Annotated in this window: 9 protein-coding genes and 1 pseudogene; 9 read left to right on the forward strand and 1 reads right to left on the reverse strand. The window is 73.3% G+C overall.

Going from position 1 to position 20,710, the window contains the following annotated elements:
- Positions 1 to 7: 7 nt before the first annotated feature.
- The 9 genes and pseudogenes from JW613_RS14430 to JW613_RS14470 all read left to right on the forward strand — a co-directional run.
- Positions 8 to 6,202, forward strand: a pseudogene (locus JW613_RS14430) (type I polyketide synthase); the annotation flags it as partial.
- A gap of 5 nt (positions 6,203 to 6,207) precedes the next feature.
- Positions 6,208 to 10,716 carry a type I polyketide synthase gene (locus tag JW613_RS37025; RefSeq protein WP_209211204.1) on the forward strand — a complete coding sequence of 1,503 codons (4,509 nt, stop codon included), beginning with the start codon at positions 6,208 to 6,210 and terminating at the stop codon, positions 10,714 to 10,716.
- 63 nt (positions 10,717 to 10,779) lie between these two features.
- The gene (locus JW613_RS14440; RefSeq protein WP_209211205.1) at positions 10,780 to 12,276 is read left to right on the forward strand and encodes an NAD(P)/FAD-dependent oxidoreductase; all 1,497 of its coding nucleotides are present in this window, start codon (positions 10,780 to 10,782) and stop codon (positions 12,274 to 12,276) included.
- Positions 12,273 to 13,370: a MupA/Atu3671 family FMN-dependent luciferase-like monooxygenase gene (locus JW613_RS14445; protein WP_209211206.1), complete on the forward strand. Its 1,098-nt coding sequence runs from the start codon at positions 12,273 to 12,275 to the stop codon at positions 13,368 to 13,370. Before JW613_RS14440 ends, JW613_RS14445 begins: the two co-directional genes overlap by 4 nt.
- Positions 13,363 to 13,800 carry a nuclear transport factor 2 family protein gene (locus JW613_RS36390; protein ID WP_209211207.1) on the forward strand — a complete coding sequence of 146 codons (438 nt, stop codon included), beginning with the start codon at positions 13,363 to 13,365 and terminating at the stop codon, positions 13,798 to 13,800. Before JW613_RS14445 ends, JW613_RS36390 begins: the two co-directional genes overlap by 8 nt.
- Positions 13,801 to 13,830: 30 nt before the next feature.
- The gene (locus JW613_RS14455) at positions 13,831 to 14,301 is read left to right on the forward strand and encodes a nuclear transport factor 2 family protein (protein WP_185016029.1); all 471 of its coding nucleotides are present in this window, start codon (positions 13,831 to 13,833) and stop codon (positions 14,299 to 14,301) included.
- A gap of 46 nt (positions 14,302 to 14,347) precedes the next feature.
- Entirely contained in the window at positions 14,348 to 15,784 is a 1,437-nt protein-coding gene (locus JW613_RS14460) for an NAD(P)/FAD-dependent oxidoreductase (RefSeq protein ID WP_307865899.1), read from the forward strand.
- Positions 15,785 to 15,801: 17 nt separating this feature from the next.
- Positions 15,802 to 18,327, forward strand: coding sequence for a type I polyketide synthase (locus tag JW613_RS14465; RefSeq protein ID WP_209211209.1), 2,526 nt, complete (start codon positions 15,802 to 15,804; stop codon positions 18,325 to 18,327).
- Positions 18,324 to 19,586, forward strand: a complete 1,263-nt coding sequence (locus tag JW613_RS14470) for a cytochrome P450 family protein (RefSeq protein ID WP_209211210.1) — start codon at positions 18,324 to 18,326, stop codon at positions 19,584 to 19,586. The genes JW613_RS14465 and JW613_RS14470 overlap by 4 nt, the downstream gene beginning before the upstream one ends.
- A gap of 161 nt (positions 19,587 to 19,747) precedes the next feature.
- Here the strand turns inward: JW613_RS14470 and JW613_RS14475 are convergent, their stop codons facing one another.
- A complete protein-coding gene (locus JW613_RS14475; protein WP_209211211.1) occupies positions 19,748 to 20,596 on the reverse strand; it encodes an SAM-dependent methyltransferase in 849 nt (282 codons plus the stop codon).
- Positions 20,597 to 20,710: the final 114 nt, after the last annotated feature.

Below are 20,710 nucleotides of genomic sequence, written 5' to 3' on the forward strand. Positions count from 1 at the left end.
GCGGTGGGTGACCGCCGAGTTGCGCCGGACGCGTCAGCAGTTGCGGGAGGCGTCGGCGGCCGAGCCCGAGCCGGTCGCGATCGTCGGCATGGCCTGCCGCTACCCCGGCGGCGTCCGGTCCCCCGAGGACCTGTGGCGGCTGGTGGCCGACGGCGGCGACGCCATCGGCGGCTTCCCCGCCGAACGCGGCTGGGACGCCGAGGCGCTGCACGACCCCGACCCCGACCACCACGGCACGACGTACGTCACCGAGGGCGGGTTCTGCGCGGACGCCGTCGACTTCGACGCCGGGTTCTTCGACATCGGTCCGCGTGAGGCGGTGGCGATGGACCCGCAGCAGCGGCTGCTGCTGGAGACCGCGTGGGAGGCGTTCGAACGGGCGGGGCTGCCCCGCGAGGCGCTGCGCGGCAGCGAGACAGGGGTTTTCGCGGGGGTCAGCTCGCACGACTACCTGTCGTTCATCGGTGACCTGACGAGCGATGTCGAGGGGTACGTCGGCACCGGCAACCTCGGCAGCGTGGTGTCCGGTCGCATCGCCTACACGCTCGGTCTGGAGGGGCCGGCGGTGACGGTGGACACGGCCTGCTCCTCGTCGCTGACCGCGATGCACCTGGCCTGCCAGTCACTGCGCCAGGGCGAGTGCACCCTCGCACTGGCGGGCGGGGTGTCGGTGATGGCGACGGCCGGAGCCTTCATCGAGTTCTCGCGGCAGCGGGGGCTGGCTCCCGACGGGCGGTGCAAGTCCTTCGCGGCGGCGGCCGACGGGACCGGCTGGTCGGAGGGGGCCGGACTGGTGGTGCTGGAGCGGCTGTCGGACGCGCGCCGCAACGGTCACCGGGTGCTCGCGGTGCTCCGCGGGTCCGCCGTCAACCAGGACGGCGCGAGCAACGGCCTCACCGCGCCCAACGGACCCTCGCAGGAGCGGGTGATCCGGCAGGCTCTGGCCAACGCCCGGTTGACCGCCTCCGACGTGGACGTGGTCGAGGGACACGGTACGGGTACCACCCTGGGCGACCCGATCGAGGCGCGGGCACTGCTCGCGACGTACGGCCAGGGCCGACCGGCGGACAGGCCGCTGCGGCTCGGCTCGGTCAAGTCCAACCTCGGACACACCCAGGCGGCTGCGGGAGCCGCAGGCGTGATCAAGATGGTGATGGCGCTGCGGCACGGGGTGCTGCCCGCCACGGTCCACCTCGACGCGCCCTCCCCGCACGTGGACTGGGACGCGGGCGCCGTACAGCTGCTGACCGAACGCACCGACTGGCCCCGTCAGGAGAGGCCCCGGCGGGCCGGCGTCTCGGCCTTCGGCATCAGCGGCACGAACGCCCATGTGATCGTCGAGGAGGCGCCGCAGGACGGGCCGGTACCGGAGGACCGGGACGCGCCGCCCCAGCCCGCGCGGACGACCGGGCCCGTCCCGTGGGTCCTCTCGGCCCGTACCCCTGAGGGGTTGCGCGGCCAGGCGGCGGCCCTGGTCGAACGGCTGCGGACCGAGCCCGAGCTCACCCCCGCGGAGGTGAGCTGGTCGCTGGCCACGACGCGCTCGGTCTTCGAACACCGCGCCGTGGTCGTCGGCCGCGACCGTGCCGAACTCCTGGCCGGAACCCGGGCGCTTGCCTCCGGAGAACCGCACCCCGCTCTCGTCCACCCCGGCACCCCGGCCCTGACGACCGGGACCGGTCCGGTGCTGGTGTTTCCGGGGCAGGGTTCGCAGTGGGTGGGGATGGGTGTCGAGCTGCTGGATTCCTCGCCCGCGTTCGCGGCGCGGATCGCGGAGTGCGAGCGGGCGTTGAAGCCGCATGTGGACTGGTCGTTGGAGGACGTACTGCGGAGTGACGGCACCGAGCTGGCGCGGGTGGATGTGGTGCAGCCGGTGCTGTGGGCGGTAATGGTGTCGCTGGCCGCGGTGTGGGCCGAGCACGGTGTCATCCCGACAGCGGTGGTGGGTCACAGCCAGGGCGAGATCGCCGCCGCCTGTGTGGCGGGGGCGCTCTCGCTGGAAGACGGAGCGCGGATCGTGGCGCTGCGCAGCCAGGCGCTGCGCCAGCTCGCCGGGGGCGGGGCGATGGCCTCGCTCGGGGTGAGCAGCGACGAAGCCCGGCGGCTGATCGACCAGGCGGGGCCGGGCGCCGGGGTCGCGGCCGTCAACGGCCCCTCCGCCACCGTGGTATCCGGACCGCCCGACGAGGTGGCGGCCCTCGTGGCGCGCGCCGAGGCGGACGGGCTGCGGGCCCGATTGATCGACGTGGACTACGCCTCGCACGGCCCGCAGGTCGATGAGATCACCGACGAACTGCACAAGGTACTGGCAGGCATCGAGCCCCGGACGGCGTCGGTCGCCTTCTACTCCACCGTGACCGCCGCCCGAGTCGACACCGCGTCGCTGGACACCGGCTACTGGGTGACGAACCTGCGCGAGCCCGTAAGGTTCGCCGAGACCGTCGAGGCGCTGGTACGCGACGGGCACCGCGTCTTCATCGAGGCCGCCCCGCACCCGGTCCTCTCCCTCGGTATGGAGGAGACGCTTCAGGCGTGCGGCGCGGAGGCAGTCACCGTGCCCACACTGCGCCATGACGAGGGGGGCCCGGAGCAGCTGGCGCGCGCCCTCGCTTCGGGCTTCACCCACGGGGTCGCCCTCGACTGGGCCCGCTGGTTCCCCACCGGACGCACACCACGCGTGGTCGACCTGCCCACCTATGCCTTCCAGCGCCGCCGCTACTGGCTGGACGAGCGCGACAGCACGCCCCAGGACGCCGCGAGCCTCGGTCTGGCGTCCGCCGGGCATCCGCTGCTGGGCGCCGCCGCGCACCTCGCCGAGCAGAACACCCATCTGTTCACCGGCCGCCTGTCGGCGCACACCCGGCCGTGGCTCTCCGAACACCGGGTGCTGGGCACCGTACTGGTGCCGGGTACGGCGATCGCCGAGTTGGCGCTGCACGCGGCGCACCGGACGGGCTGCGCCGAGGTGGCGGAGCTGATCCTGCACGACCCGCTGACCGTGCCGGACGAGGGCGCTGTCGAGGTGCAGCTCGCCGTCGCCGCCCCGGACGAGGACGGCCACCGTGCCCTCACCGTGCACTCCCGCCCGGTGCCGGGCGACGACTGCACGGAGGAAGCACCACCCTGGACGCGGCACGCCTCCGGCGTTCTGGCCACCATGAGCAGCACGGAGCCGGCGGGGGGTACCGCACCGGCCGGGAGTTGGCCGCCCCCGGGGGCCGAGCCGCTGCCGACGGAGAATCTGTACCAGGACCTCGCCGACCGCGGCTCCAGCTACGGCGCGGCCTTCCAGGGGCTCACCGCCGCCTGGCGGCTGGACGGCTCGGTCTACGCCGAGGTGGAGCTGCCCCAGGACGCGCGGGCGGAGGCGGACGCCTACGGGGTGCACCCCGTACTGCTCGACGCCGCGCTCCAGGCCCACGCTCTGGCAGCGGCACTCACGGACGCCGAGGGGGACGGCGGAAGGGACGTGGGAGGTGACGCGATCCGGATGCCGTTCTCCTGGAGCGGGCTGCGGCTGTACGCAACGGGCGCGGAGAGCCTGCGGGTACACATCACGCGCAGTCCGGACGCACCCGACCGGCTCGCCCTGACCGCGACCGACCGCACGGGGGCGCCGGTGCTCGCGCTGGCGGACCTGACACTCCGTCCGTTGCGGTCCGAGCAGTTGGCCCAGGCCCGCCTGGCGGCCCGGAACACTCTCTTCCGGCTGGATTGGCACCCGCTCGCCCCGACCCACGCCGCGCCCCCTCAGCGACCGGCCCTCCTGGTCGCCGACCCCGCCGACCCGTCGGCCGCCGCGCTGCGTGCCGCCCTCCCGGGCGCCGCCTGCTACCCCGATCTCTCAGCGCTGCGCGCCGCCGTGGCCGCCGGGGAGCCCGAACCCGACACCGTGCTGGCTCCGCTCGGGCCCTCCCCCGCCGGGCACGATCCGGTGGGGCGGCTGTACCCGAGCGGCCGGGAGGCTCTGTCGCTGCTCCAGGAGTGGCTGGCCGGCCCCGAGAGCGCCGCACGGCTCGTCCTGGTCACCCGCGGCGCCGTGGACGTGGGCGGCCGGGAAGGGGTGGGCGACCTCCCGGGCGCCGCACTGTGGGGGCTGGTGCGCGGTGCCCAGTCGGAGCACCCGGACCGCTTCGTCCTGCTCGACATCGACGGGACGGACACCTCGTCGGCCGCCGTGCCCGGCGCTGCGTCACCGGACGTCGACGAGCCCCAACTCGCCCTGCGCGGCGGCCGTCTGTTCGTCCCGCGCCTCGTCCACGACGAGCCCACCGACCCGTCGGCCCTCCCGGAGACCGGCGCGGACCAGCACGACGTTCCGCCGTCCGCAGGGCAGATACGCGTGGCTCTCCGCGCCGGCACACCGGACGGGCACGGAGCGGGCGTCGTCACCGCCGTCGGCCCCGGGACCCCCGCGTTCGCCCCGGGCGACCGGGTGCTGGGGCTCTTCCCCACCCTCTCCCCCGAGGCCGCGACCGAAGCCCACCTGCTCACCGCACTGCCCGACGGCTGGACCTGCGCCCAGGCCGCCGGCTCCCTCTCCGGCTATCTGACCGCGTGCCGTGCACTCGCCGAGAGCGGCCGGCGCGAGCCGGAGCCGGAGAGCGGGAGCGGCGACCTGGCGGCCGACGAGCTGTCCGAGCACTGGCGTTCCGGCCTGGCCGATCTGTGGGCCAGGGGCGAGGCCGACGCGACGGGCGCGCTCCTCACACTCCTCAGTGAGAAGGCGCTGCGCCCCCTGCCGGTCGTCCCACGGGACATGCGGCACGCCCCCGAGCCGGCACAGGACCTCCCCGGCCCGGGTGGCCCGGTCCCCGTCCTCACCCTCCGCCCTCCGCTCGACCCCGACGGCACCGTGCTCGTCACCGGGGGCACGGGGGCGCTCGCCCGGGTCGTGGCGCGGCATCTGGCCGGGCGGCACGGCATGCGGCGACTGCTGCTGGCCAGCCGGAGCGGGGACAGGGCGCCCGGAGCCGAGGCGCTCGCGGCCGAACTGGCCGAACTCGGCGCCGAGGCGCGGATCGTGGCCTGCGACACGAGCGACCGGGCCGAGCTCGCCGAGCTGTTCGCGTCGGTACCGGCGGAACATCCGCTGACCGCTGTCGTACACACCGCGGCCGTGGTGCGGGACGCCACGGTGCAGTCGGCCGCTGCGGAGCAGTACGACGACGTACTCCGGGCAAAGGCGGCTGCGGCGTGGCAGCTGCACGACCTCACGCGGGAGATGGACCTGTCGGCGCTGGTGCTGTTCTCGTCGGTGACGGGGCTGGCCGGCGGCGCGGGGCAGGCCAGTTACGCGGCCGGGAACGCGTTCCTCGACGCGCTGGCGCAGCACCGGCACGCGCTGGGGCTGCCGGCGACCTCGCTCGCATGGGGGTTCTGGGACCTCCAGGAGGGCATGTCGGGGGCGTTCACCGAAGCCGATCGTGCCCGCAACGCCCGGGCAGGCGATCTGGGGCTGGACCCCGAGCAGGCACTTTCGCTGCTCGACACGGCTCTGGGCAGGGACGACGCGCTGCTGGTGCCCGTACGGCTGGATCTGCCGGGCATGCGGCGCAGGGTCGGCGAGGGGGTTCCCGCCGTCTTCCGGCACCTGGTGCGCGGCTCGGCGCCGCGCGGCGGCAGCGGCGGCGCGGGCGGCGGGCAGGAGTTGGCCCGTACGCTCGCCACGCTGTCCGGCTCCGACCGGCACCGCACCCTGCTGGATCTGGTGCGCGCGCACGCGGCGGCGGCGATCGGGCACGAGTCGGTGGCTTCCGTACCGGCGACACGGAACTTCCGTGAGCTGGGCTTCGATTCGCTGGCCGCCGTCCAGTTGCGCAACCGGCTCACCGCCGCCACCGGACTGCGGCTGCCCGCGACGCTCGTCTTCGACCATCCGACCCCGACGGCGGTGGCCGAGGTGCTGGACGAGCGCCTGGCTGAGGACGACGACCCCGCCGCCTCGGTGCTCGCGGAGCTGGACACGGTCGCCACCGCCGTCACCGCGCTGCCGGACGGCGGACGGGAGCGGGTCGCGGCCCGGCTTCAGGAGCTGCTGCGGAGCCTAGCGGGACCTGCGGATACCGCCGCGCAGTCCGACCAGGATGTGCGGCTGGAGACCGCCACCGACGACGAGCTGTTCGACATGCTCGACAGCGAGCTGAGCGGGCACGGCCACCCGGCTGCCGCCGACCACGACACGCCGTCCGAGCGGGATTGAGGGACATGGCCGACGACGAGAAGCTGCGCCGCTATCTCAAGCACGCCACCGCCGATCTTCGGCAGGCCCGGCGGCGGGTCACCGAACTGGAGGAGCGGGCGCGGGAGCCGATCGCGATCGTCGGTATGGCCTGCCGCCTACCGGGCGGGGTGCACGGCCCCGAGGACCTGTGGCGGCTGGTGGCGGACGGCGTGGACGCCGTCTCGGCCTTCCCGGTCGACCGCGGCTGGCCGCTCGAGACGCTGACCCGGCCGGACGGCCCCGGCAGGAGCGTCACGGACCAGGGCGGGTTCCTCCACGACGCGCCCCTGTTCGACGCCGGTTTCTTCGGGATCAGCCCGCGCGAGGCGGTGGCGATGGACCCGCAGCATCGGCTGCTGCTGGAGACCGCGTGGGAGACCTTCGAGCGCGCGGGCCTGGTCCGGGAGGAGCTGGCGGGCTCCCGTACGGGCGTGTTCGCGGGCGTCGCCTCGCAGGACTACATGACGCTCGCGGGCGAGACCGTCTCCGAGGACGTCGCCGGCCACATCGCCACAGGGAACAGCGGCAGCGCGCTGTCCGGCCGGGTCGCCTACACCTTCGGGCTGGAGGGGCCGACACTGACGGTGGACACCGCGTGCTCCTCGTCCCTGGTGGCCATCCATCTGGCCTGTCAGGCGCTGCGCCAGGACGAGTGCGCGCTGGCGCTCGCCGGCGGGGTGACGGTGATGGCGACGCCGGGCATCTTCGTCGAGTTCACGCGGCAGCGCGGGCTGGCCGCCGACGGCCGCTGCAAGCCGTTCGCCGAGGCCGCGGACGGTACGGGCTTCGCGGACGGCGTCGGCACGGTGCTGCTGGAACGGCTGTCGGAGGCGGAGCGCAACGGCCACCCCGTACTGGCGGTGATCCGCGGCTCCGCGGTCAATCAGGACGGTGCCAGCAACGGCCTCACCGCGCCCAACGGCCCGGCCCAGGAGCGGGTGATACGGCAGGCGCTGGCCAATGCGCGACTGTCGCCGCAGGACGTGGACGCCGTCGAGGCACACGGCACCGGTACCACGCTGGGCGACCCCATCGAGGCCCAGGCGCTGCTCGCGGTGTACGGCCAGGGGCGCTCGGCGGAGCGGCCGTTGCGGCTGGGCGCCCTGAAGTCCAACATCGGCCACACCCAGGCCGCCGCCGGAGTCGCGGGCGTCATCAAGATGGTGATGGCGCTGCGGCACGGCACGCTTCCCGCCTCCCTGCACCTCGACGCGCCCACCTCGCATGTGGACTGGGACAGCGGAGGGATCGGTCTGCTGGACCGGCCGGAGCCGTGGCCCGCGAGGGACGCTCCACGGCGAGCCGGTGTCTCATCGTTCGGGGTTTCGGGCACGAACGCGCATCTGATCCTCCAGGAGGCGACTGAGGCCGGTGGTGCGGAACCGGCCGACGATCCGGCCCACGCCCCGTCCCACGCCCCGGTCCACGCCCCGGCCCGCGTTCCGGCAGTCCCGACGGAACGGTCCAGGACGTCGAACGCGGGCCCGGGAAGCGGGACCGCCGGGCTCCCGCTGCCCTGGGTGCTGTCCGCCCGCAGCGCGGCGGCGGTACGCGGCCAGGCCGCGGCACTCGCCGCACACGCGGACGCCCACCCCGAGCAGTCCCCCACCGACATCGGCTGGTCCCTCGCCACCACCCGCACCGCCTTCGAGCACCGGGCCGTGGTGACGGGACGGGACCGCGATGCGCTCCTCGCGGCCGTCCGCGCGCTGGCGGCGGGCGAAGAGCATCAAGGCGTACTCACCTCGGGTGCGGAGCCCGGTCCGGCCGACCGCAGCGGACGGACGGTGTTCCTGTTCAGCGGTCAAGGAAGCCAGCGGGTCGGCATGGGTGCCGGACTGCACGCGCGGTTCCCGGAGTTCGCCGCGGCTTTCGACGAGGTGTGCGCGTATCTGGCGGACGACCTGGAACACCCGTTGCGGGACGTCGTCTTCTCCGGGCCGCGTGACGTCCTGGACCACACCACCTACGCGCAGGCCGGTCTGTTCGCACTGCAGGTCGGGCTGGTGCGGCTGCTGGAGTCGATGGAAGTACGCCCCGACGCGGTGATCGGGCACTCCATCGGCGAGATCGCCGCAGCGCACACGGCCGGGGTGTTCGATCTTCCCGATGCCTGCCGGTTGGTGGGCGCGCGGGCCCGCCTCATGGGCCGTCTCGCACCCGGGGGCGCCATGGCCGCCGTCCAGGCCGAGGCCGAGGAACTCGCCGAGGACCTGGCGGTCTGCCAAGGCCGCGTCTCGGTCGCCGCACTCAACACCCCGGGCACCACCGTGCTGTCGGGGCCCGCCGAACTGGTCTCCCGGATCGCGGCCGCGTGGGCGGAGCGGGGGCGCAAGACGAAGTCGCTGGCGGTGAGCCACGCGTTCCACTCCCCGCTGATGGAGCCCATGCTGGACGACTTCGCAGCGGCCATCGGCGGTCTGGCCTACCGCACGCCTGCCCTCCCCCTGCTGAGCAACCTCACCGGGGAACCCGCCGACGAGCTCTTGACCACCCCGGACTACTGGGTCCAGCAGATCCGCCGGCCCGTGCTGTTCCACCCCGCCGTGTCACACATCGCCGCACGGACACAGGCGTTCGTGGAGCTAGGCCCCGACCGTACGTTGAGCACGGCGGCCCGGCAGACGCTCCAGCACGGCCCCCCGGCGCGGCAGCGCGGAGGACGCGCTGCGACCTTGCCCACCCTGTCCGCCAAGCAGCCCGAGGAACTGTCCCTGGCACGGGCGCTGGCGGCGCTGTTCGCCGACGGCCACCCTGTCGACTGGGCACCGTTCTTCGCCGGGGCCCGTCCCCGTACCGTGCCGCTGCCGACGTACGCGTTCCAGCGGGAGCGGTACTGGCTCACGCCCGGCCGCCGCACCGGCGAGGTGAGCGGGACCGGGCTGCGGCCCATGGAGCACCCGTCGCTCACGGCCTCCTGGGAACTTCCCGACGGGGGGCTGCTCCTGACCGGCCGTGTCACCGCCGACGGCGCCGGCTGGCTCGACGGGCAGCGGGTGGCGAAGATCGCCTCCGCGCCGGGCGCCGCGCTGGTGGACTGGGCGCTGCGCGCCGCCGACGAGGCCGGTTGTCCGGGCGGAATCGGCCGGCTGACGTTCCGTGAGCCGCTCGTGCTGCCCGCTGCCGGGGCGCTCCTGGTCCAGGTGGCCGTGGGCGCACCCGGAACCGACGGCCACCGCTCCGTACGGGTGGACACGCGCCCCGAGGCGGAAGACCCGAACGGTGCGTCGGCCGGGTGGGCGTGCCATGCGGAAGGCGTACTCACCGCGACGTCACCGCAACACCCCGGTCGGCGGGAGGACCTGGGCGAGGCGTGGCCACCGCCCGACGCGGAGCCGATGGACATCGAAGCGCTGTATACGGCGGCCGCCGAGGCGGGCCACGACTGCGGGCCCGCACTGCAGGGCGTCCGCGCGGCGTGGCGTGACGGGGAGACGCTGCTGGCGGACGTCGCGCTGCCGGAAGCCACCGACACACCGGCCGGGTTCGCCCTCCACCCGGCGCTGCTGGAGGCCGCCCTCCACCCGGCGCTGTTGGCCGGGGCCACCGGCCGGGCTGAGAACGAGACCGGGGAAGGGGCCGGTGAAGAGACCGGGGAAGGGCACCTTCCACGTCTGCCGTCCTCCTGGTCGGAGGTGGTCTTGTGGGCCACCGGGGCCAGGGCCGTACGTGCCCGGCTCGCGCCCCTCCCGGACGGCGCCGAGGGCACCCGGCTGACGCTGGCCGACACCGCCGGGCGGCCGGTGCTGACTGCGGACACCGTACGGTGGCGTCCCGTCGACACCGAAAGGCTGCGCGCGGCGAGCGAGCGGGTGGCGCGGTCCGCGGACGCCCGGGGCAGCGCGCCGCAGGCACGGCACCCCGCGCGGCCCGCCGCGGCGAGCGGCGGCGCGATGGGCGGCCCGGCCGACGGAACCGACGAGGGCGCCGCGGAGTCCGCTGCCTTCGCGGCCCGTGTCACCTCGCTGCCGCCCGAGGAAGGACTGGGGCTGCTGCTCGACCTCGTACGCAGCCACGCCGCCGAAGTGCTGGGTCACGAAGGGCCCGAACTGGTACCGGCCGACCGGGGATTTCTCGACATCGGTTTCGACTCGCTGACCGCGACGGAACTGGCCGAGAAACTGGCCGCCACAACGGGGCTGTTCTTGACGACACCCGCTGTTTTCGACCATCCGAATCCCACGGCGCTCGCCGAATTCCTGCTGACCGAACTCACTCCCCGGCACGCCGTCTCGATCACCTCCGTCTGCGACGAACTCGCCCGCCTGGAGAGCACACTCCCGGGCCTGCTCAAAGACGGTGGCGAAGGGCGGGCCGCGCTGAAGAGACGCCTCAAGGCCCTGCTGGCGCAGGTGGAGGAATCGCGGGCGGCAGCGAGAGGGGACGGCGCCGGCGCGCAACTGGAATCCGCTTCCCTCCAGGAACTTCTCACCTTCGTCGACGAATCCCTCGGCAGAGCAGCTGCCGGTAAGGCCGGCGCTAGGTCCGCTTAAGCGGCGGCGACAACCATGACCGGACGGCGTCGCGCCGCCTCGAAACACGACGAGAGGCAATCCATGACCGAACCCGAACGGGGAATTGTTCTGGGTGGCAGCTGGGCCGGCATGCTCACTGCCCGGATGCTCTCCCGGCACATGCGGCATGTCACGGTGGTGGAACGCGACGTCTTCCCGGCCGAACCCCGCCTCCGCAAGGGGACGCCCCAGGCACGGCACAGCCACATCCTGTGGTCCGGGGGCGCCCGCATCGTCGAGGAGTTCCTGCCCGGCACACTGGACCGGCTCGCCGACGCGGGCGCGCGGCGCATCGTCTTCCAGCGGGACGCGGTGACACTGGGCCCGCACGGCTGGCAGCACCGCTTCCCCTCCCGGCAGTTCGGCATCATGTGCGGTCGTGCGCTGCTGGACTGGGTGGTGCGGGAGGAGACGCTGTCCACCGGCAGCATCGACGTACGGCAGCACACCGAGGCCGTCCAGCTCCTCGGTGAGCCGGAGCGGATCACGGGTGTACGGGTACGGGACACGACGAGCGGGGCGGAGACCACGCTCCGGGCCGATCTGGTCGTGGACGCGACCGGGCGGGGCTCCCGGCTTGCGAACTGGCTCGCCGACCTGGGACTGCCTCCGCTGGAGGAGGACGTCGTCGACGCGGGGATGGCCTACTGCTCGCGTCTGTACCAGGCCCCGCCCGGTGCCACCGACGGCTTTCCGCCGGTGAACATCGCAGCCGATCCGCACAGCGGCGAGCCGGGCCGCTTCGGTGCGGTGTATCCGCAGGAGGGCGGGCGCTGGATCGTCACCCTGGCAGGCACCAGGGGGGCGAAGTTGCCTTCCCGCGAGGCGGACTTCGTGCCCTACGCGCGGACCCTGCGCGACCCGCTCGTCGCCGACCTCATCGAAGGCGCCGAGCCGCTGAGCGACGTCATGGTCTCGCGCTTCGGCGCCAACCGCCGCCTGTACCCGGAACGGCTCGACGCCTGGCCCGAAGGGCTGCTGGTGCTCGGCGACGCGCTGGCCGTCTTCAACCCGATCTACGGGCACGGGATGAGCGCGGCCGCACGCGGGGTCGCCGCGCTCGACGAGCAGCTGGCCAAGCCCGGCCCGCACCCGGCCCGGGAGGCGCAGCGCGCGATCAGCGAGCGCGTCGACGATCCGTGGATCATGGCGGCTTCCAAGGACATCGAGTACGTCGACTGCCATGTGCGAGTCACCGACCCGCGGCTGACGGGCGGAGCGGCCGACCGGCACCAGTTCTCCGCCTTCATCGACACGCGTGCGCTGCGCAGCCCGGCTGTCAGCGCGGTGATGACCGACGTGGCCAGCCTCTCGGTCTCCCCGGCCGAACTGAGCACGAGCCGCTTCCTGGCCCTGATGTCTCGGGACGAGCTACGGCCGGAACTGGCCGCTCCCCCGCTGAGCGCGGAAGAGCTGGCTCTGGTGAACCTGGGGGCCCGCGCTCCCGCTACCACCGCCGCTACCCCGCACGGTCTCGCCGCCACCGCCGATTCCGTCAGCTCCGCACGCCCCGTCAGTGAGGAGGGCCACCCGTCGTGACCGACCGTCCCGATCCCCGTACGGCCGGGGGAGAGCCGTCGTTCAGCCTGTTCTTCTTCTCCGACGACCGCGAGCGCAGCAAGGAAGCCGGCTACCACCTCGTGCTGGAGGCGGCGAAGTTCGCCGACGCCGAAGGCTTCGACAGCATCTGGGTGCCCGAGCGGCACTTCAACAAGTTCGGCGCGCCCTACCCCAACCCCGCGGTGCTCGCCGCGGGCATCGCCACGGTCACCGAGCGCGTCGGTATCCGCGCCGGAAGCGTCGTCGTGCCGCTCCACCACCCGGTGCGCATCGCTGAGGAATGGGCGATGGTCGACAACCTGTCGCGGGGGCGGGTAGGTATCGCCGCCGCCTCCGGCTGGTCGCCGGGCGACTTCTTCCTCTCCGACGCGGACTACGGCCGACGGCGCGAGGAGACCTTCGAGCGCATCGACACGGTGCGCGCGCTCTGGCGCGGCGGACCGGTCGACGTCCGCACGCCGGGTGCCCGGGAAGGCGCCGGTGAGCAGCTGCTGCGCACGACCTATCCGCGGCCCGTGCAGCCGGAGCTGCCGACGTGGATCGCCACCGTCGGCACGCGCGAGACCTGGGTGCGGGCGGGCGAGTGCGGCTACCACGTGCTCACGGCGCTGGTCGCCACCACCCTCGACGACATCGCGGGCCATGTGCGTGCCTACCGCGAGGCCCGCGCCAGGAGCGGTCACGCGCCGGAGGCCGGACGGGTCACCATGATGATCCACACCTTTCTCGGCCCGTCGGAGACCGAGGTCCGCGCCACCGTCCACGAGCCGCTGGTCCAGTACATCGAGACGCACATCAGTCAGGCGAGCGGGCATCCGAACGCACCCGACGCGGCCGGCAAGCGGAGCCTGGCGGAGTTCGCCTTCGAGCGCTACTACACGCACAACGGCCTGTTCGGCACTCCTGAGACGGCGCTTCCCGTCGTCGACCGGCTGCTGGCGGCGGGCGTGGACGAGATCGCCTGCCTCATCGACTTCGGCGTCGAGGACGAGGCGGTGCTGCAAGGGCTGCCGTACATCGGGATGCTGCGCAAGTCCGCCCTCGAACGGCACGGTGAGGGCAGCGGTGATTGACGAGATCGCGCGGAAGAAGATCGTCGTGGAGCACAGCCGGCGGCTCAGCGCCGGTGATCTCGACGGTCTCATGGAGATGTACACCGAGGACGTCACCTTCGAGGACCCCGTCGGCGCGGGCAGGCAGCGGGGACGGGAGACGCTGCGGCAGCACTTCGCGCAGTGCGTGGAGGCCGGGATCAGCGAGACCGTCGGAGAGCCGGTCGCGGGCCAGGACGGCCTGCACGCACTGGTGCCGGTTCTCGCCGTCATGGACTACCTCCCCAAGGGCCCCGCGTTCGCCGAGCGCGGCTGGCTCGTTCCACCGCCCGATGCGGAGGGCAGGCGGCTCGCCTGCGCGTACGTCCTCGTGCTGCGCACCGGAGTGGGTGGCCTCATCGAGGACCTGCGGGCGTTCTGGGGGCGGTCCGACCTCGAACTCACCAGGTGACATCACCGATCGGTCCGCGCGGGAGGCGGCATGCCAGACGAAGCGAGCAGAAAACACATGGTCCACGAGTACGCCCGGCGCATCAACGAGGGGGATGTGGAAGGGCTGCTCGAACTGTTCACGGAGGACGTGGTGTTCGAGGACCCGGTCGGTGCCCGCCCGCTGCGGGGCAGGGCCGAGCTGCGCGAGCGGATCGCCGAGGCGGTCGCGGGCGGGGTGCACGAGACACCGGGCCGGGTGGTCACGTCCATGGACGAACGATGGGTGGTGGTGCCGTCCACCATCACCGTCGAGGAGCCGACCCGGATGACCTTCAAGGTCATCGGAATCATGGAGGTCGGCGAGGACGGTCTGAGCAGGCATGTGCAGGCGTTCTGGGGCATGACCGACGCCCATGTCGGTGACGGCCCCGGGGCCGCGGGTGTCGGGAGTTACGCGGAAGTCGCCCAGCAGCTCACGGAGATGGGGCGGGCGGCCAGGGAGCGGGCCAGGCCCGCCTAGGGCGCGTGGCCGGCCGTCGGGCGCAGCGACGCGAAGGAAGGGAATCGTGACACGACCCGGACATGGAATCGTAGTGGGCGGCAGCTGGGCAGGCATGCTGGCCGCCCACGTGCTGGCCCGCCATCTGGACAGCGTCACCGTGGTGGAGCGCGACGCCCTGCCGGACGAGCCCAGGCACCGCAAGGGGACGCCGCAGGCGCGCCACGGCCACATCCTGTGGTCGGAGGGCGCCGGCATCGTCGAGAATCTGCTGCCCGGCACGTCGGAGGAGCTGCTGGCGGCCGGGGCGCGCAAGCTGCGCTTCCAGACGGACCTGGTGACGCTGACCTCGCACGGCTGGCAGCACCGCTTCCCGCCGCGCCAGTTCGGACTGATGTGCACCCGCCCGCTGCTGGACTGGACGGTGCGCCGCCGGATCCTGGCCGGCGGGCGGATCACACTGCGGGAGCGGACCGAGGTCCTGGAGCTGGCCGGTGACGGACGACGCGTCACCGGGGTGGGGCTACGGGACATCGACAGCGGCGTCCGCGAGACGCTGGAGGCGGATCTCGTGGTGGACGCCTCGGGGCGCGGCTCCCGGGTGCGGCGCTGGCTCACGGGTCTGGGCCTGCCCGCCGTGGAGGAGGACGTGGTCGATGTCGGCATGGCCTACGCCAGCAGGATGTACCGGGCGCCGGAGGGCGCGACGGAGCTGTTCCCCGCGGTCAACGTCGCCGCGGACCACCGTGAGCGGAAGCCGGGCCGGTTCGGTGTGGTGTATCCGCAGGAGGACGGTCAGTGGATGGTCACCCTCTCGTGCACCCGGGGCGGTCAGCTGCCCACGCGCGAAGAGGACTTCCTCGCCTACACGGACACACTGCGCGATCCACTGGTCAAGGACCTCATCAGCCAGGTGGAGCCGCTGACCCCGGTGTCCGCCTCGCGGCTCGGTATCAACCGGCGGCTGTATCCGGAGCGCCTGGCACACTGGCCGGACGGCCTGGTCGTGCTCGGCGACTCGCTCGCCGTCTTCAACCCGATCTACGGGCACGGGATGAGCGCGGCGGCGCGGGGCGCCGCCGCGCTGGACGAGCAGCTGTCCCGGCCGTTCGGTCCGGGTGCGGCGCACCGCGCGCAGCGGGCGATCAGCGCGGCCGTGGACGATCCGTGGATCATGGCCGCTTCCAAGGACATCGCGTTCGTCAACTGCCGCAACAACGCCACCGATCCCCGGTTGACCGGTGGTGCCACGGCACGGCAGACGTTCGCCGATCTGGTCGCGGGCCGGTCGATCCGCTCCCCCGAGGTGTCCGACGTGGTGACGGACGTGATGAGCATGACGTCTCCCCAGTCCACGCTGGGCTCCAGCGACTTCATGGCGCTGCTGCACTCGGACGGGATGCGTCCCGACCTGGCGGAGCCACCGCTGAGCCAGGAGGAGATGGATCTCGTGGGCCTGCGCCCGCGCAGTGCCGTCGGCGCGCGCGGCGCCGTGGCGCGGTGACGGACGGAAGTCCGGGCATGACGGACACGAGCACAGTCGTCGAGTACTTGCGATGGACGGCGGCCGAACTGCACCGTACGCAGCAGCTGCTGCGCGAGGCGGAATCGGGCGCCGAAGAACCCGTCGCGATCGTCGGGATGGCCTGCCGGTTCCCCGGTGACGTCAGCACCCCGGAGCAGTTGTGGGAGCTGCTGGCCGACGGGCGGGAGGCGCTCGGCGACCTCCCCTCGGACCGGGACTGGGACCTTCGGTGGCTGTCCGGGGCCGGGATACGGGCCAGGGGCGGCTTCCTCGACGGAGCGGCCGACTTCGACGCCGAGTTCTTCGACATGAGCCCGGAGGACGCGCTGGCGACGGAGCCGCAGCAGCGGCTGCTGCTGGAGGTCGCCTGGGAGGCGGTGGAGAGCGCGGGCATCGATCCGCGTACGCTGCGCGGCAGTTCCACCGGGGTGTACGCGGGCGTGTCGTACCACGACTACGCCTCCCGGCTGCGCTCGCTGCCTCCCGAGCTGATGGGGCACCTGGGCAACGGGAACGCCGCGAGCGTCGCCTCCGGCCGCGTGGCGTACGCCCTGGGGCTCGTCGGCGCCGCGGTGTCGGTGGACACCGCCTGCTCGTCGTCGTTGACCGCGATGCATCTCGCCTGCCAGTCGCTCCGCCGGGGGGAGTGCGAGCTGGCGCTCGCCGGCGGCGCCGCCGTCATGTACACCCCGCACACTCTCCTCCTCTCCGCCCACCAGGGCCAGCTGGCGCCGGACGGCCGGTGCAAACCGTTCGCTGCGGCCTCGGACGGCATGGTGTGGGGCGAGGGCGCCGGCCTGGTGCTGCTGGAGCGGCTGTCGGCGGCGCGTCGCAACGGACGGCGCATTCTCGGCGTCATCCGGGGCTCGGCCGTCAACCAGGACGGGGCGAGCACCGGCATGGCGGCGCCCAACGGGCCGGGCCGCCAGCAGCTGTTCCGCCAGGCTCTGGACGACGCCGGGCTGGGGGCGGGCGCCGTCGACGCGGTCGAAGGGCACGGCACCGGCACCGCCATCGGCGATGCGATCGAGGCCCAGGCGGTCCTGACCGTCTACGGCCAGGACCGCCCGGACGGGGAGCCGGTGTGGCTCGGTTCCAGCAAGCCGAACGTCGGGCACTGCCAGGCGGCCGCCGGGGTGGCCGGCGTGGTGAAGATGGTGCTGGCCATGCGGCACGGGGTGCTGCCCCCGACGCTGGGTGTGGACCGGCCGACGCCGCTGGTCCGCTGGCGGTCCGGGGCCGTACGGGTGGCCGGTGAGCCGGTGGAGTGGCCGCGTCGGGACGGACCGCGCCGGGCCGGCGTATCGGCGTTCAGCATCTCCGGCACCAACGCCCATCTGATCCTGGAGGAGCCCCCCGAGGCTCCGGACGCGGATCCCGGGGACGACCGCTCGGCCGGTGCCGTGCCGTGGGTGCTGTCGGCCCGCAGCCCCTCCGCGCTGCGGGCACAGGCGGCTCGGCTGGCCGGGCATGTGGCCGCTGATCCCGGGCTGACGCCGCTGGACGTCGGTTGGTCACTGGCCACGGGCCGATCGGTGTTCGAGCACCGCGCCGTCGTACTCGGCGAGGACCGCGGTGAACTGCTGGCGGGGCTGGAAGCGCTCTCCGTCGGCACGGCCCATCCGCAGGTGGTGGTCGGTGAAGGTTCCGCGGGCGGTCCGCAGGGCGCGGGCACCCGCAAGGCGGGCCTGGTGTTCGGCGAGGGGACCGGTCCGCACCCCGGTACGGGGGCCGGGCTGTACGCGCGCTTCCCGGTGTTCGCCTCCGCCTTCGACAAGGTGTGCGCACAGTTCGACGCGGAGCTCGCACGCCCGGTGCGGGAGGCGCTGTTCACGGGCGGCCGCGAACTGCGGGAGCAGCCGGTGTATGCGGCGTCCGCGGTGTTCGCGCTGCATGTCGCCCTGGCGCGGCTGCTGGGAGCCGCCGGGATCGGTACCGGCCCGTTCGTGGGTCATGGCGTGGGCGAGATCGCCGCCGCACATCTCGCCGGTGTCTTCGGGCTGCACGACGCCGGCAAGCTGGTCGCGGCCCGCGCCGCGCTGCACGGCCCGCAGGGCACGCCGCAGGACGCGGACGTACAGGCCCGGCTGCGCGAGCTGCTGGGCACGGTGACGTTCGACAAGCCGGCCGTTCCGCTCGTCTGCGACCCGACGGGGCAACCGGTGGGTGAACGGGCCGCCGCCCCGGAGTACTGGCTGGAACAGCTGACGCGGCCCGCGCCGCCCTGCCCGGTCCTGCCGGTACAGGCCGCGGAGGGACCGCTGCTGCACCTCGGCCCGGTGCCCGGGGCCCCCGCGCCGGGACTGCTGTACACCTGCGCCCGTCCGGACGCCGGGGAGAGCGAGGAGCGCGCCCTGCTCAACGCCCTGGCGCGGGCCCATGTGCAGGGGGTGGCGGTCGACTGGGCAGCGCTGTTCGAGGGAGCCGGCCGCCCGCGCACCGTCCCCCTTCCCACCTACGCCTTCCAGCGGCAGCGCTATTGGCTGGCGGAGAGCGTGCCCGTCGACGAGGAGGGCTCATGACCACGAAACACCTGTCACACGGATATCTGCTGACGGCCCACGAGCTGCTGCACGACCCCTACGGGGGGTTCAACCGGCTGCGCGAGGAGAACCCGATCGCCCAGGGGAATCTCAACGGCAGCACGGTGTGGATCATCACCCGGCACGACGATGTGAGCGCGGTGCTCAACGACCGGCGCTTCGTGACCAACTCGGGCTCGGTACCGGGGCGGACGGACGAGTACGCCGAGGTGCTGGAGAAAATGGGCATCGAGCCGGATCTCATTCCGTACCTGGCCGGCGAGCTGGTGCGTACCGATCCGCCGGAACACACCCGGCTGCGGAAGCTGGTCACCCGGGCGTTCTCGGCACGCCGCGTCAGGGAGCTGCGTCCGCGTGTCGAGGCCCTGACCGACCAGCTGCTGACCGGGCTGCCGGACCACGCCGCCGAGGACGGCTCGGTCGACTTCATCGCGCACTTCGCCCACCCCTTGCCCATCATGGTCATCTGCGAGCTGCTGGGCGTCCCGCGCACGGACGTGGCGCGGTGGCAGGGCTGGGGCAGCGACTACATGAGCATGGAACCGCGGCGGTTGAACACCATGCTCACCGAGGTGGCCGCCTACATCGGGGAGTTGGCCGACCGGCGCCGTGCCGAGCCGACCGACGATCTGCTCACCGGACTCGTCCAGGCACGCGACGGGGACGGCAGGCTCTCGGACACCGAACTGGTCACCATGGTGCTCGCGCTGATGATCGCCGGGTATCCCACCACCTCCCAGCTGCTGGGCAACGGCCTGGTGGCACTGCTGACCCACCCGGACCAGTTGGCGCTGCTGCGCGAGGATCCCGGTCTGATGCCCGGCGCGGTGCAGGAGCTGTTGCGCTGGTGCGGCCCCGCCGTCGTGAGCAAACTGCGGTACGCGGCCGAGGACATCACCCTGGGAGGCACCCTGATCCGGCAGGGTGACTGCGTCCAGGTGGTGCTGGGCTCGGCCAACCACGACCCGGGACGGTACACCGATCCCGGCCGCCTGGACGTGACCCGCGGCGCCGATGCCTCGGGGCCGCACCACTTCGGATATTCACAGGGTATCCACTACTGCCTCGGCGCCATGCTGGCCAACCAGGAGGCGGAGGTCGCGCTCGCCGGGCTGCTGGGCCGGTACCCCGACCTCGCGCTCGGCGTGCCGGAGGACCGTCTGGAGTGGAAGGCCCAGCCGCTCACCAGGGTCCTGGTCCGGCTCCCGCTGTCGCTGGGTACCGCCAGGGCCGCCTGAGCGACCGCCGGGCCGCCGGGGGCCCAGCCGGGCTTCGGGACAGGGCGGCCGTGGGGCCGGTGAGCCGGTCGGCAGTCGGCACGGGACGGTTGGCGGTGGTGTGCGGCGGGGCCCGTCGCACAGGAGGGGTCCGCCGCCGCACCTCGGTAGTCTCTCCGCGCTCAGGGTTTGTGCGCGGCCATCACCAGGCAGCCGGCGGCCACCGGGTTGGCCTGCCGCGTGTGATCGAGCACCTGCTCCACGCTGACGCCGTGCCGCCGCTCGAACTCCCGGCGCCGGTCGATGAAGCCGTCGAGCATCCGGGGGAAGGTGTTCTGGACGTTCTCGGTGATGTCGGTCAACTCGTCCAGCCGCAGCCCGGCCGCGGAGACCAGGTCCGGCCAGTCCTCGAACCGTGCCAGAGAGGCCATCCCGGGGTCCTGCTCGCTGACCGGCGCGTCGCCGAAGAGGGTGCCGAACGCCTGGGGGTTGTCGCTCGCCTCCTCCGCGAGCGGGAACACGTCGGTCAGCACCAGCCGCCCGCCGGGAGCCAGTACCCGGGCCATCTCACGCAGCGCGGTGGGCCGTTCCATATGCATGATCGACTCAAGTGCGAGCACGGCGTCGAAGGAACCGGACTCGAACGGCATGTCCATCCCGTCCGCCTGCTGGAACGTCACCCGGTCGGCCATGCCCTGCTCGCGGGCGCGCTCCGCGGCCTGCTCCACGTGCTCGGGGGTCGTGGTGATGCCGAGCACGCCGGCACCCGTGGTGGCCGCCACCCGCAGCGCGGGGCTTCCGATGCCGCAGCCCACGTCGAGGACACGGGAGTCCGGGCCGACCCGCAGTCGTGCGGCGAGCACATCGGTGAGCCGGTCGGTGGCCTCCTGGACCGAACTCGTGTCGTCGGGCCCTTCCCAGTACCCGAGGTGGAAATTGTCCCCCCAGGCCATCTGAAGCAGTTCTCCCAGCAACCTGTAATAGTCGGCCATGAGGTCGGACGCGGGGGGCCCGGCCGGTGGAGAGTTCATGGAACTCCTCCCGATCTCTCGACGATCCTGCGGGGGCGGGAAGACACAATCTCACCGGAAATGCTCCCCGCCTCGATTGCGTCGCGCTAAAGCCGCACACGCCGTCGTTTGGCG

The sequence above is a fragment of the Streptomyces smyrnaeus genome, assembly GCF_017676345.1.
GTDB lineage: Bacteria > Actinomycetota > Actinomycetes > Streptomycetales > Streptomycetaceae > Streptomyces > Streptomyces smyrnaeus.